At 63.4% G+C, this 14,858-nt stretch carries 13 protein-coding genes and 1 pseudogene; 9 read left to right on the forward strand and 5 right to left on the reverse strand.

The genetic code is table 11. From position 1 onward, the window contains the following. Positions 1–76 precede the first annotated feature (76 nt). From PL79_RS37145 to PL79_RS08030, 3 genes and pseudogenes are all read right to left on the reverse strand, one after another. Positions 77–301 (reverse strand): annotated as a pseudogene (locus tag PL79_RS37145) (DUF5943 domain-containing protein); the annotation flags it as partial. A 31-nt stretch (positions 302–332) separates the two neighbouring features. After that, positions 333–1,304, reverse strand: coding sequence for a dipeptidase (locus tag PL79_RS08025; protein ID WP_044849020.1), 972 nt, complete (start codon positions 1,302–1,304; stop codon positions 333–335). A 56-nt stretch (positions 1,305–1,360) separates the two neighbouring features. Beyond that, the gene (locus tag PL79_RS08030) at positions 1,361–2,707 is read right to left on the reverse strand and encodes an MFS transporter (RefSeq protein WP_044849019.1); all 1,347 of its coding nucleotides are present in this window, start codon (positions 2,705–2,707) and stop codon (positions 1,361–1,363) included. 214 nt (positions 2,708–2,921) lie between these two features. Between PL79_RS08030 and PL79_RS08035 the strand changes: the two genes are divergently transcribed. From PL79_RS08035 to PL79_RS08080, 9 genes are all read left to right on the forward strand, one after another. After that, positions 2,922–3,110 (forward strand): hypothetical protein, encoded by a 189-nt coding sequence (locus PL79_RS08035; RefSeq protein WP_044849030.1) that lies wholly within the window; start codon positions 2,922–2,924, stop codon positions 3,108–3,110. A 423-nt stretch (positions 3,111–3,533) separates the two neighbouring features. Further along, positions 3,534–3,794 (forward strand): helix-turn-helix domain-containing protein, encoded by a 261-nt coding sequence (locus tag PL79_RS08040; RefSeq protein WP_044849018.1) that lies wholly within the window; start codon positions 3,534–3,536, stop codon positions 3,792–3,794. A gap of 4 nt (positions 3,795–3,798) precedes the next feature. Then, the gene (locus PL79_RS08045; protein ID WP_044849017.1) at positions 3,799–5,142 is read left to right on the forward strand and encodes a type II toxin-antitoxin system HipA family toxin; all 1,344 of its coding nucleotides are present in this window, start codon (positions 3,799–3,801) and stop codon (positions 5,140–5,142) included. A gap of 241 nt (positions 5,143–5,383) precedes the next feature. Further along, the gene (locus PL79_RS08050; protein WP_044849016.1) at positions 5,384–6,583 is read left to right on the forward strand and encodes an aminotransferase-like domain-containing protein; all 1,200 of its coding nucleotides are present in this window, start codon (positions 5,384–5,386) and stop codon (positions 6,581–6,583) included. Positions 6,584–6,593: 10 nt separating this feature from the next. After that, complete coding sequence (locus PL79_RS08055; protein WP_044849029.1) at positions 6,594–6,782, forward strand: hypothetical protein; 189 nt, start codon at positions 6,594–6,596, stop codon at positions 6,780–6,782. A gap of 87 nt (positions 6,783–6,869) precedes the next feature. Beyond that, complete coding sequence (locus PL79_RS08060; protein WP_044849015.1) at positions 6,870–7,478, forward strand: pyridoxamine 5'-phosphate oxidase family protein; 609 nt, start codon at positions 6,870–6,872, stop codon at positions 7,476–7,478. A gap of 172 nt (positions 7,479–7,650) precedes the next feature. Then, the gene (locus PL79_RS08065; RefSeq protein ID WP_044849014.1) at positions 7,651–8,931 is read left to right on the forward strand and encodes an epoxide hydrolase family protein; all 1,281 of its coding nucleotides are present in this window, start codon (positions 7,651–7,653) and stop codon (positions 8,929–8,931) included. A gap of 287 nt (positions 8,932–9,218) precedes the next feature. Further along, positions 9,219–10,262, forward strand: coding sequence for an alpha/beta fold hydrolase (locus PL79_RS08075; RefSeq protein ID WP_044849013.1), 1,044 nt, complete (start codon positions 9,219–9,221; stop codon positions 10,260–10,262). Then, positions 10,262–10,801 carry a cytochrome P460 family protein gene (locus PL79_RS08080; RefSeq protein ID WP_044849012.1) on the forward strand — a complete coding sequence of 180 codons (540 nt, stop codon included), beginning with the start codon at positions 10,262–10,264 and terminating at the stop codon, positions 10,799–10,801. The genes PL79_RS08075 and PL79_RS08080 overlap by 1 nt, the downstream gene beginning before the upstream one ends. A 156-nt stretch (positions 10,802–10,957) precedes the next feature. Here PL79_RS08080 and PL79_RS08085 read toward each other — a convergent pair whose 3' ends face one another. Both PL79_RS08085 and PL79_RS08090 read right to left on the reverse strand, forming a co-directional pair. Next, a complete protein-coding gene (locus tag PL79_RS08085; protein ID WP_235879231.1) occupies positions 10,958–12,439 on the reverse strand; it encodes a virulence factor in 1,482 nt (493 codons plus the stop codon). Beyond that, positions 12,436–14,607, reverse strand: coding sequence for a T6SS effector phospholipase Tle3 domain-containing protein (locus PL79_RS08090; protein ID WP_442861534.1), 2,172 nt, complete (start codon positions 14,605–14,607; stop codon positions 12,436–12,438). The genes PL79_RS08085 and PL79_RS08090 overlap by 4 nt, the downstream gene beginning before the upstream one ends. Between the last annotated feature and the right edge of the window lie 251 nt (positions 14,608–14,858).

Below are 14,858 nucleotides of genomic sequence, written 5' to 3' on the forward strand. Positions count from 1 at the left end.
CCGGATCGGCTTCGGCAATGCTGAACACGCCCCAGCCGCGCTGCGACAGCCGCTTCAGATAATGTTCGAACACGGCCATGCCGGCGATGCCGTGCTGCTTCGCCTCCTTGTCGCACCAGTGATAGGCCGACTTGTAGCCGGCCTTGTAGAGAATCGACGCGTAGGCTTCGCGGCCGAGCGCCTCTTCCACGGCGACATGATTATTCGTGAAGAAATGGCGCGGCACGTACAGCATCGGCAGCGCGTCGGTGGTCCAGACACCGGTGTCCGGATCGACGTCGATCGGCAATTGTGGCTGCATGGCGGGTGCGTGGTGGGTTCGTGTCGTGCGATCAACCGTTCCAGACTTCGCCGAACACCCGCAGCCAGTTCTCGCCCATCACCTTCCTGATGCGCGACTCGCTCCAGCCGGCGCGTTGCATCGCGGCCGTCAGGTTCGGGAATTCGCCGATCGTGCGGATGCCTTCCGGATTGACGACCTTGCCGAAGTCAGTCAGGCGGCGATAGCGGCCCTTGTCGTGCGTGATCCAGTCGAAGAACTCGGTGCTGTAGCCCTGCGTGAAGTCCGTGCCGATTCCGACCTTGTCCTCGCCGATCACGTCGATCACGTATTCGATCGCTTCGAGGTAATCGTCGATGGTTGCATCGGCGCCGCGTCGCAGGAACGGCATGAACATCGTGACGCCCACGAAGCCGTTCGCTTCCGCGATCTCGCGCAGTTGCTCGTCCGTCTTGTTGCGCGGATGTTCCTTCAGCGCGGACGGGCAACAGTGCGAGTAGGTGACCGGCTTCTTCGAACAGGCGATCGCGTCGGACGAGGTTTTCGCGCCGACGTGCGAGAGATCCACCATGATGCCGACGCGGTTCATCTCCTGGATCACTTCGCGGCCGTAGCCGGACAACCCGCCATCCGGTTCATAGGAACCCGTGCCGACGAGGTTCTGCGTGTTGTAGCAGAGCTGCACCACATTCACGCCGAGCTCCTTGAACACCTCGATATAGCCGAGGTTGTCCTCGAACGCATATGAGTTCTGGAAGCCGAGGATGATGCCGGTCTTGTTCTCCCGCTTCGCGCGCAGGATGTCGTCCGTCGTGCGCACCAGCGTGAGGATTTCACTGTATTCGCGGATCTGCTGCTTCATCTCCGCGATGTTGTCGATCGTCTTCTGGAAGTCTTCCCACACGGAGACCGTGCAGTTGACGGCCGTGACGCCGCCCTTGCGCATGTCTTCGAACACCGATCGCTCGAAGCGGGAGATGTTCAGGCCGTCGATGATGATGCTGGTGTCGTGAAGGCTCGTCATGGTGTTTCTCCATGCGTTGGTTTAGTCGGCTCCGTTTGCACGAGCGGGGCGTGTACTCAAACCGCGCCTTCGACGCCGCGCTTGGCGGACTGGCCGGTTCTCGCGGTTGCCGGACCTGCATCTTCGAGCGCCGTCTTCGACGTTTCCGGCAGGGACAGGCCGCCGATCATCGCCAGGATCGACACGGCGATCAGGTAATAAGCGGGCGACAGGTTGGTCCCCGTCGCCGAGATCAGCCACGTGGCGACGAGCGGTGCGGTACCGCCGAAGATCGTGTACGCGAGGTTGTACGTGATCGCCGATGCGGTATAGCGCGTTTTCGTCGCGAACACTTCCGACATCAGCGGTGCCGTCACGACGCCCGAGAAGACCGCGCCGATCGCAAGCAGCGCGACGCCGGCCAGCGATTGCGACAGCACGCCCGAGCCGCCCAGCGAGAACGCCGGATAAACCGACACGATGATGAAGAGGCCGGTCGTGGCGATCGTCGCGCGGCGGCCGACGAGATCGGAGAAGAAGCCTGCGACCGGGCACAGGGCCGCGGCGAAGAAGAGGGCGAGCACCGTCACCAGGAGCGACGTGCCGCGAGACAGGTGCCCGGCCACTTGAAGGTAGGTCGCGAAATACGTCGTGAACGTGTAGAACGACAGCGCCGTCACGGACACGAACGCGCCGAGCTTCAGGATATTCAGCGACTGCGAACGCAGCGTTTCCATCAGCGGCGCATGCGCGATGTCGTGCTTGCCTTCGAGCGCCTGGAACGCGGGCGTTTCATTCAGGTTGACGCGCAGGTACACGCCGATGAGGCCGACCGGTGCCGCGATCAGGAACGGCACGCGCCAGCCCCATTCGACCATCGCCTGCGACGACAATGACGATTCGAGCAGATAGGCGACCACGGCCGCGCAGGCGAACGACGAGAAGGTCGACACCGGCACGAAGCTGCCGAAGAACGCGCGGCGGCGGCGCGGTGCGTGTTCCATCACGTACGCGCATGCGCCGGCGTATTCGCCGCCTGCCGAGAACCCCTGGACGCAGCGGATGATCGTGAGCAGCAACGGGGCCCAGTAGCCGATGCTCGCGTAGGTCGGGAGCAGGCCGATCAATGTGGTCGAGCCGGCCATCATCAGGATCGTCAGCGCAAGCGTGCGCTTGCGGCCGATCCGGTCGCCGATGACGCCGAAGACCAGGCCGCCCAGCGGGCGGAATGCGAAGGCCACCGCGAAGACGGCGAAGGTCTTCAGGAGGCCGACCGTGGGGTCGCCGCTCGGAAAGAATTCGCGCGTCAGGATGGTGGCGAGAAAGCCGTATGCGGCGAAATCGAACCACTCGACGAAATTGCCGATCGAGGCTGCGGCGATCACGCGTCGTAGCGTGCTGGTATCGACGTCCTGGGTGGTCATGGTCGGGTCCTCTTCGTAGGTGTGGTTCGGTTCGCGTCGAAAACATCGTAGGGACGCCAATTACGTAGGTCCATACGTGTCAATTACCTAGGTAATCGGGGGCGGGGCGAGGGGCGCTGGCCGCCCGGCAGGCTGCCGCGCGGCGTTGCCGGAGTTGAATAAGGGAGCGTGGAGGCTAGACTGGAAGTTCCCCATGCACACCATGGAGGGAGACATGACGACCATCTATGTCGTGAAGACCGGGCTTCAGTTCCTCTGTACCGGCGAGGACGGCGATATCGGCATGGCACCGGAGATCGAAGAAGCGATGTCCTTTCTTTCGTATGAAGAAGCGAAAAAGGCGGCGAGCGAGAACGCCGATCCGGGGTACGAGATCCTGGCGGTCGATATTGTGTGCCGCTGATGGGGAGTTTCGTGGCGAGGGCTCGATGACGGAAGATGCCTCGGATTGCGCGCATCTTGGGGCTTCCGTGTGGCCATCAACGCATGTAGCGGCACACCTGTAGTCACCTGTGACAACTGCGGCTGCGAGCCTCCGTGAAGCGCCAACACGTACCCGTCGAAACCCTCCAACGTACTCTATTCATCCGCGCGGCACGGCCGCATCACGTCCCTCGATCGATGATCGAACCACAAGACCGTGATCGATGGATATCGTTTGTCGATATCGACCGCGGTTAGCCAATCCATGTAGCCCTTGGGCTACATCGGTGCCTGTTTTATCAGTTTTTGTATCCCTGGGGATACAAAATCGCAGATGGCAACTTGTGCCTCTGGGGCTACAATTAAGCCAGGTTCACTCATTTTTGATGCCCCGGGGCTACAAATGACCACATTGTCCGATGTCGGAGAGATGCTGAAAGAAGCGCGCAGCGCGGTGGGGCTTTCCCAGAGAGAACTCGCGGAGCGCGCCGGCATCGCCCGTACGACGCTTGCTCGTATGGAAACGCTTGCACGAGGCGACATGAGCGTATCCGCGCTGGTGCGCCTGCTTGAGGCAGCCGGCTACGATCTGCGCATGGTTCGGCGCGGACATCAGCGCACGCTGGACGATGTTCTGGCCGAACAGCGCAAGACCGAGGACTGACGAAATGCGCCTTAACGTCTATGTCAAAGGCAAGCTTGTCGCTCATCTCAATCGTCAGGCGGATGATTATGCGTTGCGCTACACCGACGATGCGACTGCCGACAACTTTGTCGGCTTGACGATGCCCGTTCGCGAAAATGCATGGGTGTGGCCTCGCGACTTGCATCCCTTCTTTCGCCAGAACTTGCCGGAAGGTTTTCTCCTTCAGGTGATTCGTGAGCAGTTCGGTCCTTATCTGGACGGAACGGACCTTTCGCTACTGGCTGTTATCGGAAGCTCGGGCATTGGCCGCGTGACCGTCTCACCCGAAGGAGGCTCACCAGGCGGCGAGCTCGAACCGGTCGATCTCAAGCGCCTGCTGCACGAGGACATGACGACCGATCACTTCGCAGAACTGGTGCGGTACTACGCTCGCGCGGCGATTTCCGGAGCCGTGCCCAAGTTCCTGGCACCTGAATCCTCATCGTTGCAGACGCCTGTTGGCAAGCAGACACTGCGCACGAGCAGGCACATCATCAAAGGCTCCGATGAGCAAACGCCGTATCTGGGCTTCAACGAACATTATTCGATGCAGGTGCTGGCAAGGCTGGGCGTCGCCCGCGTCGCGAATACCACGATGTCGGACGATGGTCGCGTGCTCGTCGTCGATCGTTTCGACGTGGACGAGCAAGGCAAACCGGCATATGGCGTGGAAGACGCGTGCAGCCTGCTTGGCCTGCCTCCGCACGAGAAGTACCGTCCGTCAATGGAACAGGTTGTCAACGCAACGAAACCATACGTCCACGCTGCAAATTGGAGGCGGCAGGCCGAACAGCTAGGCTGGCTGATCATCACCAACCATGTGGTGCGCAACGCAGACTGCCATGCCAAGAACATCGCTCTCCTGTACTCGGGCATCGATGATGTCCTCTACACCCCCGCCTATGACATCGTCACCACGGAGGCTTACCCGCGCTTTGCGAACAATCCGCCCGCGCTGAGCATCGACGGTCGCAAGACATGGGCGCCGGGAAAGACGCTGGAGCGCTTCTTCAACACCCGGCTCGGCATCCCGCCGAAGCAATATCGCGAGATGGTCGAGGCGATCTGCGATTCGGCCGTGTCCACCGGGAAGGCAGTCGCCGAAGCGGCAAAAAACGACACGCGGTGGCACTGGGTGGCAAAGCAGATGCTGCATGCGTGGAACGAAGGGATGGCGTCGCTACGGAGTGCCAAACCGCAGACGGCACTGAGGGCGCTCACACCGGTAATTGATGCCGCCGGTTTCTCGGACGCGGACAAGGCCGACAATGGAAGAGAAGTGATCGGGCGCTCGGAATTGCTTGGAGAGCGCGGGAAAGGCGGGTGATGTCGGGTCACCGAGCCGCCGACAACCGGAAACCGGGGGAGTCTGCCGACCTCCCGAGAAGCGGCGAGCGCCGCCCATTTGATGACCAAACCGCAAGACCTAGTGCATAGATATCGTTTGCCGCAGCGTTAATGACTATCGACAATCGTGGCTCGAATTCCCGCCGTTGGCGCCAGAAGCGCCTTGGCGGGCGGCACCTGTCGGCTATCCCGGCCGTCGCTGCCATCCAGCTCACGACGACATGTACGCGTTCACGCCTTCATTCCAGAATCCTGCCGGTTCGCCGATCCGCGAGCTGTTCAAATACCTCTCCGAGCCGGGGATGATTTCGTTCGCCGGCGGTTACCCGGCCAGCGACCTGTTCGACGTCGACGGCCTGAACGCCGCCGCCGAACGCGCGTACGCGCAGCCGGTCCGCTGCCTGCAATACGGCCCGACCGACGGCCTCGCCGAACTGAAGCAGCAACTGATCGCATTGATGGCGCGCCGCAACGTGACGTGCACGCCCGCCGAACTGCTCGTCACGACCGGCTCGCAACAGGGCCTCGATCTGCTATTGCGCGTGATGGTCGGCCCCGGCGACGTCGTGCTGACCGAACAGCCGGCGTACCCGGCGACCCTGTCGGCGATGCGTCTGCAACAGGCGCGCATCGTCACGATCCCCGTCGACGGCGAAGGGCTCGACGTCGAGCGCCTCGCGTCGCAACTCGCGTCCGGCGCGATCGCGCAGCCGAAGCTGCTCTACACGGTCCCGACCTTCGCGAACCCGACCGGCGCGACGCTCACGCGCGAACGCCGGCTGAAGTTGCTGCGCCTCGCGGTGCAATACCGTTTCCTGATCGTCGAGGACGATCCCTACGGCGACCTGCGTTTCGCGGGTGAACCGGTGCCGTCGATGCTTGCACTCGCGAACGACGTCGAAGGCGCGCGCGACTGGATCGTGCATTTCGCGAGCCTGTCGAAAATCGTCGCGCCGGGGCTGCGCGTGGGCTGGACGATCGCGCCGGCCGAAATCGCGCGGCGCTGCGTGATCGCGAAGCAGACGGTCGACCTGTGCAGCACGCCGTGGACGCAAGCCACCGCCGCCGAGTATCTCGCCGACGGCGCACTCGAACGCCATCTGCCGCGCATCACGGCGGCCTACCAGCGCAAGTGCGACGCGATGTGCGACGCGCTGCGCGACGGTCTCGGCGACGCGATCACGTTCCATCGTCCCGAAGGCGGGATGTTCGTGTGGGCGCGCATCGGCGCGGTGTCGTCGGACGTGCTGCTGCAGCAGGCGATCGCGAACAAGGTCGTCTTCGTGCCGGGCAAGGCGTTTTTCGCGGACAACGTCGACGCGGCATCGCTGCGGCTGTCGTTTGCCGCGCCCGATGTCGACGCGATCCGGGAAGGCGTGGCGCGCCTCGTGCGCGCGTATGGTGCGGCGCTGGCCGCGTGAGGAGACACACATGAACATGATCATCAACCACACCGCATGGATGGACGAAGCGCCGGGCATGGCCGATATCCGTCCCGTCGCGCACAAGTCGTCGCAGATCAGCGCGGGGCCGCAGTACGTGGCCGACGTACTCGGCCGCTTCGGCGCGGAGTCGACCGACACGCGCGACGCCGCACCGGCCGTCCTCGGCTACAACTGAACCGCGCGGCGGCGGGCCTACAAGGAAAGCCCGCCGACGAAACGGTTAAGCTGTCGCGATCGAATCGCGCAGGATCGCCGCGCCATCATGTCCGACACCGACACCCCTTCCGAATCGCTGACGGAAACGTACGACCGCCTTTGGTCCTGCCTCGAGTCCGGCGTCGGCGCGCAGCGCTCGCCGTTCACGATGCTGCAGGCCGCGACGCTCGGCCTCGACGGCGCGCCGAAGGTGCGCACGATCGTGTTGCGGCAAGTGAGCCGCGCCGATCGCCTGCTGTCGTTCCATACCGATGCGCGTTCGGAGAAGGTCGCGGAATTGCGCCGTGACGCGCGTATCGCCATCGTCGCGAACGATCTCGATTCACTCGTGCAGATTCGCGCGGAAGGCGTGGCATCGATCTGCGACGACGAAGCGCAACGTCGCGCGGTCTGGCAATCGAGCCGTCCGCATACGCTGCTGCTGTATCGCGCACCGCTGCGCCCCGGCACGCCGATCGCGTCGCCCGAAGAGGCGCACGTTGCGGCAGGCGCAACCACAGGCACATCGGCCACCGACGACGGCTACCGGAACTTCTGCCTGCTCCACGTCACGGTGACGCGCATCGACTGGCTCGAACTCGCGCGCAGCGGCCATCGCCGCGCGGTGTTCGACGTGAACGACGACGGCTACGTAGGCCGTTGGGTCGCGCCCTGACGGCGACGTCCGCGTTTCCGCTACAAACCCGTACAAGTCAGACAAATCCCGGATACATCAGACCTTTCAAATGGGCAACGCCGCGTGACCGGCGCGCGCCCGAATGAAAGCGAAGGCGCGCTCGGACGCGCGGCATGTTCACTTTCCACTTCACGAAAGGAGATGCCGAACGATGTCTTCCACACCGTTTTCCCCGACGCGTCGCCACCTGCTGGCCACTTCCGTGGCCGCCGGGGTATCCGCGATGCTGCCCACCGCCGCGCTGCGTGCGGCCACCGGCGGCAACGGCATACGCCCGTTCACCGCCCATATCCCCGACGACGCACTGGCCGACCTGCGCCGCCGCCTTGCCGCGACGCGCTGGCCGGGCCGCGAGACCGTCGCCGACGAATCGCAGGGCGTGCGGCTCGCGCGCATGCAGGCGCTGCTGCGTTACTGGGGCACCGAATACGACTGGCGCAAGGGCGAGGCGCGCCTGAACGGCTTTCCGATGTTCATCACCGAGATCGACGGGCTCGACATTCACTTCATCCACGTGCGCTCGCGGCACGCGAACGCGATGCCGATGATCATGACGCACGGCTGGCCCGGTTCGATCTTCGAGCTGCTGAAGGCGATCGGCCCGCTGACCGACCCGACCGCGCACGGTGCGAGTGCCGACGATGCGTTCCACGTCGTCGTGCCGTCGCTGCCGGGCTTCGGTTTCTCGGGGCGTCCGGCGAAAACGGGCTGGGGCTCCGACCACATCGCGCGTGCCTGGGGCGAGCTGATGGCGCGGCTCGGCTATACGCGCTTCGTGTCGCAGGGCGGCGACTGCGGCTCGGTGATCTCGCACCGGATGGCGATGCAGCGCGTGCAGGGCCTGGCCGGGATTCACGTGAACATGCCGGCGACGGTGCCGCCGGACATCGCGACGCTGCTCCAGACCGACGCGCCGGCACCGGCGTCGCTGGCGCCGAAGGAGAAGGCCGCGTACGAGAAGCTCGCGACGTTCTATCGCGATAACTGCGGCTACTCGGCGATGATGGTCACGCGTCCGCAGACGGTCGGTTACGCGCTGGCCGATTCGCCGTCGGGTCAGGCCGCGTGGATGTACGACAAGATCTCGCAGTGGACCTACAGCGGCGGCGTGCCCGAACGGTCGATCCCGCGCGACGAGATTCTCGACGACATTTCGTTGTACTGGCTGACCAACACGGCGACGTCGGCCGCGCAGATCTACTGGGAGGATCGCTCGAACAACTTCAACGCGGTGGACATCTCGCTGCCGGCGGCGATCACGGTGTTCCCCGGCGAGATCTACCAGGCGCCGCGCAGTTGGGCCGAGCGCAGCTATCACAACCTGATCTACTTCAACGAAGTCGACAAGGGCGGGCATTTCGCGGCTTGGGAGGAGCCGGAACTGTTCGCCCGCGAAGTGCGCGCCGGGTTCCGGCCGTTGCGTCGCGCGTAAGCGTGGTTTGACGGGAAAACGCGGGCCGGTAGCGATGCCGGCTCGTGTCGCGCGTCGCGCGCGGCCGACCGCGAACACCCGTTTCCGCCACGATTTTGAATCGCTGTATGTCGTACCCGAACGCAGATACGTTGGGATACAAAGCGTCCGGACGGTTCGGATATAAAACCGGTGAAGCGATTCACACGGCGGCGCGGTGCGATGCGCCGCCGCCGTGAATGGCGATACCGCATCGCCCGCACGTGCCGCGGGCCCCTTTCTTACCGATCGACAATGGAGAACGCGTCATGCCTGATACCGTCAACACCCGCCGCCGCCTGATTCTGGGCACGACACTCGCCAGCCTGAGCCTGGCCGACCTCGGGTTCGGCTCGCTGGCGCGCGCGCAGTCGGCGCCCGATGCGTCGACGCCGAAGCGCGCGGCCGGCGCGGCGTCGCTCGGCAAGATCCACCAGATCGACGCGGGCGTGCTGAACGTCGGGTATGCGGATCTCGGGCCGAAGAACGGTCCGGTCGTGTTTCTGCTGCACGGCTGGCCGTACGATATCTACAGCTACGCGGACGTTGCACCGCTGCTCACGGCGGCCGGCTATCGCGTGATCGTGCCGTACCTGCGCGGCTACGGATCGACGACGTTCCGCTCGGCCGACACGGTGCGCAACGGCCAGCAGGCGGTGACGGCCGTCGACATCGTCGCGCTGATGGATGCGCTCAAGATCGACCGCGCGGTGTTCGGCGGCTACGACTGGGGTGCGCGCACGGCTGACATCATCGCGGCACTGTGGCCGCAGCGCGTGAAGGCGCTGGTGTCGGTGAGCGGCTACCTGATCGGCAGCCAGGAGGCGAACCGCAAGCCGCTGCCGCCGCAGGCCGAATTGCAGTGGTGGTATCAGTTCTACTTCACGACCGAGCGCGGCGCGCTCGGCTACGCGGCGAACCGCGACGCGTTCAACAAGCTGATCTGGCAGCTCGCGTCGCCGAAGTGGCAGTTCTCCGACGAGACCTTCGCGCGCAGCGCCGCGTCGTTCCAGAACCCCGACCACGTAGCCGTCGTGATCCACAACTATCGCTGGCGCCTCGGGCTCGCGCAGGGTGAAGCGCAATACGACGACATCGAGCGGAGGCTCGCGGCCGGCCCGGCGATCACCGTGCCGACGATCACGATGGAAGGCGACGCGAACGGTGCGCCGCATCCGCAGCCGGCCGCGTATGCGAAGAAGTTCACGGGCAAGTACCAGCACCGGACGATCACCGGCGGCATCGGCCACAACCTGCCACAGGAAGCGCCGCAGGCGTTCGCGGATGCGATCCTGCAAGTGGAGCATCTGTGATGCGGGCACGTACTGCTGGTGTTGTGCATCGCGGCGCGCGCCGTGCGCTCGTCGCGGGTGCGCGGCTGGCCGGTGCGTTGTCCGCGAGCGGCCCGGCCGCTTTCGCGGAGCAGCCGAAGCCGGCCGCGTCGCCGATCTACGGCGTGACGATTCCGCCCGGCTACCGGAAGTGGGAAATGGTCGCGCCGGCCGAGGAAGCGGCACCGCTCGACGAATTGCGCGTGGTGCTCGGCAACCCGGTCGCGATCCGCGCGCTCGAACGGTCGACGCTGCCGTTTCCGGACGGCACGATCCTCGTGAAGCTCGCATACAAGCGCAAGCAGTCCGACGAGTTCGCGCCGGCAACGGTGCCCGGCCAGGCGACGACCGTGCAGGTGATGGTGAAGGATTCGCGTCGCTATGCATCGACGGGCGGCTGGGGCTTCGGGCGCTTCATCAACGGCGTGCCGGCCGATATCGGTCAGCACCAGACCTGCTTCGCGTGTCATCAGGCGCGCGTGAAGAATCACGACTATGTGTTCACGCGGTTTGCGCCTTGAGGGGGCGAGCGTGGCGGAACCGGCGAATGCGTGTCGTGTGGGGTACGCCGTTCGCCATTCACCATCGTTCTGATCGCCGGTGCCGAATTGCGGGTGGCGCGGCGGAGCGGCCGAGCGAACCCGGTCGCCAACGATTGCGCTGCCGCGTAGTTTGCGTCACCACGAATAGCCTTGCATGCCGTAATCGGTGTCGTGTCGACGACCCCACCACGGCAGGTAAGCATTGTTGCCGCCGCGTGCGCGGAACCAGTCTTTGGCGGGATCGATCGGGGTGAGCTTCGATGGTGGTCTGACGACGACCGCGACAGGGTGCTCGGGGTCGGTCGTGCCGGCTACCAGCGCGTTGCCGCCAAAGTGGTTGATCCGGCCGATTGCGAGTGCGACGTCGGTCAACGCGCTGCCGGTTCCCATGTCGCCGAGCAGGGCGGCCGTGTTGAAGGTCTGATTCCTGGGGTCGTATTCCGGAAGGGTTTCAGTCAAGGTCTGCGCGAGCGAGACAACGCGTAACGACGCTGCGTCGCTGGGTACACCTGCGTCGTGGACGATGTAATTCAGGTCCGTGACCGCGACACCGGCGTTGCGTGCTGCTTCGTCGATCGTGGCTTTCCATGCCTGCACCGTTCGCGTCGTGCCGACCTTCGGCGAAAAATCGTGCGTGTTGCCGGTTGCGGCCTTGCCGATCCAGGCGAGCGGTTCGCGCTCGGTGTTGAAGTTCGGGCCGGCGAGGAACAGCACGACGAGGTTTTCGTTGATCTGCGCATCCGTGGGCGGGAAGTTCGGGGCGTCCCAGTTCATGGCCCATACGGTCTTGTCGGGGTTCGCCTGCAAGTAGTCCAGCGCGTTGTTCAGCGATGTGAAGCCGGCGTTCGCGCCGCCTTGAGTGATTTGCACGTCGGGAGGTGTGTCGCGGCTCCAAAGCGTCTTCGGTGATGGCGGGCCAATCTCGAAGAAGTTCATCATCCGATCGACCATGCGCGACTTGGCAAAGGCCGGATCGAGTCGGGGCGGAACGGCAGCTTCGACGCGTATGCCGGCGAGTTCGCGCCAATGGCCTTGGTTTTCTGGCTTTACCGTGTAGAAGTAACCTGAGTTGCTAAAGTAGCGCGAGCGCAGGAGGAGAATGAACTTATCAATGTACTTCGCGTAGAAGCCCTTGAACGTTTCCTCGCCCTCGTTGCCGTAAACCAATGCTCCGATGGAGCGAAGTGACGAAAATTTTTCGGGCTTCGTGCGCACCATGTCGTCATTTTTGTTCGGTTTGGTCAGCCCTTGCGCCCACAACAATTGCCATTCGGTGGGGTAGTCCATCCGTTGCAACGGATTCAACCACATCAGCCCGACAACCTGAGCGGTGAATGGCTTCGCCGGATCTTCGGCTGCTGGTGTTGAATTCGCCGCAGGCTCTCTAACAGGGGCGGCGTGTGCGGAGCGCATCGTGGCCGTAGTGAAGAGAAACACCGTGAGCGCAGCCAGTCCAGGTACGACAAAGTATCGTTTCATCCAATCCCCTACTTCCAAATGTGCCGGGTCGGGTTGTTCTACATGAGCCATCAGCGAGGCCATGAGAACAGTGGTGATTAACCAAACCGAAATGGCAACGGCGATACGTCGTGGTCGCGTAGTAATCAGTGCCCTCATACGGCACCTCCGACCTTCAAATAAAGCTGACCTTCCCGCTCATCCACGATCGCGAGCGGCATCTTGCCTTCGCTTTTCTCGGTGTGTACCCATTCGGGGAGAGGTGTTCTATCGAGAGTTCCCGACGCAAAATAGTCGACGTACTTCTTGTTCGGATTTTCCAAGGGGATTCCATCCCCCATCCTCCAATCCGCCTCTATACGCAACGCTTTGAGTTGCTTCTCCGTTACGTAGCACAAGCCCACTGCGACGTCATACGCAAGCGCCTTTTCAGCATGCTCGGGGTTGGTCATCGTCGTTGAGTGATTCGTGGGGCTATTGGTCGCACCGCGATCGAGCCAATCGACGATCTGCTTGTCGCGCCAATCCTTGTAGCCTTCCGGCATCGCGCTCTTGCCATCCTCGCCGATCACGTGGCCGTCTCGGTCTAGCCACTCCGTGTTCAATGTCCTACGTGCCTCCATTCGCATCAATGCGCGGTCCTCGTAACGCTGCCCGGCTTCGGTTGCGGCCGTACCTTGAGCGATACTGTCCTGGTTCTTCGCCTTGTACTGGTCGTAGGGGTCGTCGGCTCGCTTGTCCGCGTCAGCCTTGTTCGCATCGCGCCATGCAGCCGGCGGATCGTTGCCTTCGTTGAAGTCGCTGATCGCGTCGCCGTCCTTGGTCTCGACTGACTTGCCGAATCGCAAGGCCTTCGGCGGGAAAGGTTCATCAAGCGCCGGGGCATCCGCCACCACCGTCCAGCCCTTCGGCGGATCGGCGTTCACGCGGAGCATGTTCAATGCCGAACTGATGCCGGTCACGACGAACATGAGTGGCGCGGTCACGAGCGTCGCCGCCACACCGAACACAGACTCGTTCCCTCTGATCGCACCCACCAGATTGAATTTGGCCGGCGGCGAGGGCGGATACCAGAACCCCGGCTTCGTTCCTTGCTTTCCATGTCGCCAATCGTCTTCCCAGTATCGGTATGGTTTCTGCACGCCGACCGCGAAACCCGATGCAAACACGCGCTGCGTCAGGATACCGGCCGCGCCGATATCGTCGAGTTCGTGCGTGCTGATGCCGCGCCAGCCGATCCCTTGAACCGTCACCGCCGAAATCACCTGATCGTGCGGGCAGCAATATGCGGTGACGCGGCCATATGTCGATTCATTCAGCCCGTGCCTCGCGCGATCCTCTTGCGCCGCATAAGACCGCTTGCTCGTCGGCGAGACCCGCTCGTTTTCCATGTCCTCATCGATTTTGTCGGCAGGCTGTTCGTAAGCTTTTCGAGCGCTGATGATCGACAGGAATTTGCCGAATGTCTTCGTGCGCGCGGCGTAGGTTTGTCGTCCACGCCGGCCGCTGCCGTCTTTCGTCGCGCGTTGCGACCATGAATCCATGAATGTATCGGACTTGTTCGGGCCGTCAGCATTGGCGAGGCTGTACGGTGCGTTCGCCAGCACGTAGGCGTCTGCCACGCAGTGGCCCGAGCGCCCCCACGGATCTTCGACATCGGGGAATGCGTCGCCGAAGAACGCGGCAGTGAGGCCCACGATATTTCCTTGGCTGTGGCATACGACGGTAATCGGGACATCGGCCTGCATGCTTCGGATCGACTCGATCAGCCTGGCCAAGCGCAACGCGGCGAGTACGCCATACGCACGCGGCGGCGCGCGATACAGCGGCCGATTGGTCGGGTTGATGCCTTGCACGGTCATCCAGCCCATCGTTCGATCATCCAGACCGCCGTGCCAAAGATCGGGCAGGCTGGCACACCCGTTCGTGAACGGGCCGCCGCCCCAATAATCTTTTTCGTTGAGAAAGATCTTGTCGCCGTACTCTTTCAATTCCGCTGCGGTCGCGCGATAGCCCCAGCGGAAATGAATGACGGGTGAGAACGACGGATCGGGCTTGATGTAATTGTCTGCCAGCAAATCAGGGTTCAGGAACCCATCCGGCGTCACACTCTCCGTGTACTTCGCGGGCGTCAATTGCCCCGCATCGATACCGTGATACATCATCTGATCGTCCAGACGCCCGAGCCTGCGATTCAGGCCTTTGCATAGCCCATCCTCCGACGCCTCGAACCATTCGCCTTCTGAATTCACCCCATGCACGAAGATCACGATACCGGGCAAGGGCAATTGCTTGATGCAGATGAGTGGCGTGTTCTTCGCGAACATCGTCACGCCTTCGACGCGGCCGACGACGATCGGCGGCGGTTTCGGTCGCGGCGCCGGCCCGTCTCGGGCTATGGCTTCAGCGCCGCGCGCCCCCGTTCGAGCGGCTGCTACTGGCCGCGCATCGGAAAATGAATCGCTCATCTGCATTCCTTCATATATCTTGACCATTCTTCTTGATGAACCGCGTCGCCGGCCTCCCGAACCGGTCTGCGTCGGCCGCCGGTCGCTTTCATGTACGCGCAACCCTAGGC

The sequence above is a fragment of the Burkholderia sp. USMB20 genome, assembly GCF_000949135.2.
GTDB lineage: Bacteria > Pseudomonadota > Gammaproteobacteria > Burkholderiales > Burkholderiaceae > Burkholderia.

Coding starts and splice junctions, on each gene's coding strand:
- PL79_RS08025 (WP_044849020.1), bottom strand. CDS start 1,304: ATGACGAGCCTTCACGACACCAGCATCATCATCGACGGCCTGAACATC.
- PL79_RS08030 (WP_044849019.1), bottom strand. CDS start 2,707: ATGACCACCCAGGACGTCGATACCAGCACGCTACGACGCGTGATCGCC.
- PL79_RS08035 (WP_044849030.1), top strand. CDS start 2,922: ATGACGACCATCTATGTCGTGAAGACCGGGCTTCAGTTCCTCTGTACC.
- PL79_RS08040 (WP_044849018.1), top strand. CDS start 3,534: ATGACCACATTGTCCGATGTCGGAGAGATGCTGAAAGAAGCGCGCAGC.
- PL79_RS08045 (WP_044849017.1), top strand. CDS start 3,799: ATGCGCCTTAACGTCTATGTCAAAGGCAAGCTTGTCGCTCATCTCAAT.
- PL79_RS08050 (WP_044849016.1), top strand. CDS start 5,384: ATGTACGCGTTCACGCCTTCATTCCAGAATCCTGCCGGTTCGCCGATC.
- PL79_RS08055 (WP_044849029.1), top strand. CDS start 6,594: ATGAACATGATCATCAACCACACCGCATGGATGGACGAAGCGCCGGGC.
- PL79_RS08060 (WP_044849015.1), top strand. CDS start 6,870: ATGTCCGACACCGACACCCCTTCCGAATCGCTGACGGAAACGTACGAC.
- PL79_RS08065 (WP_044849014.1), top strand. CDS start 7,651: ATGTCTTCCACACCGTTTTCCCCGACGCGTCGCCACCTGCTGGCCACT.
- PL79_RS08075 (WP_044849013.1), top strand. CDS start 9,219: ATGCCTGATACCGTCAACACCCGCCGCCGCCTGATTCTGGGCACGACA.
- PL79_RS08080 (WP_044849012.1), top strand. CDS start 10,262: ATGCGGGCACGTACTGCTGGTGTTGTGCATCGCGGCGCGCGCCGTGCG.
- PL79_RS08085 (WP_235879231.1), bottom strand. CDS start 12,439: ATGAGGGCACTGATTACTACGCGACCACGACGTATCGCCGTTGCCATT.
- PL79_RS08090 (WP_442861534.1), bottom strand. CDS start 14,607: ATGTTCGCGAAGAACACGCCACTCATCTGCATCAAGCAATTGCCCTTG.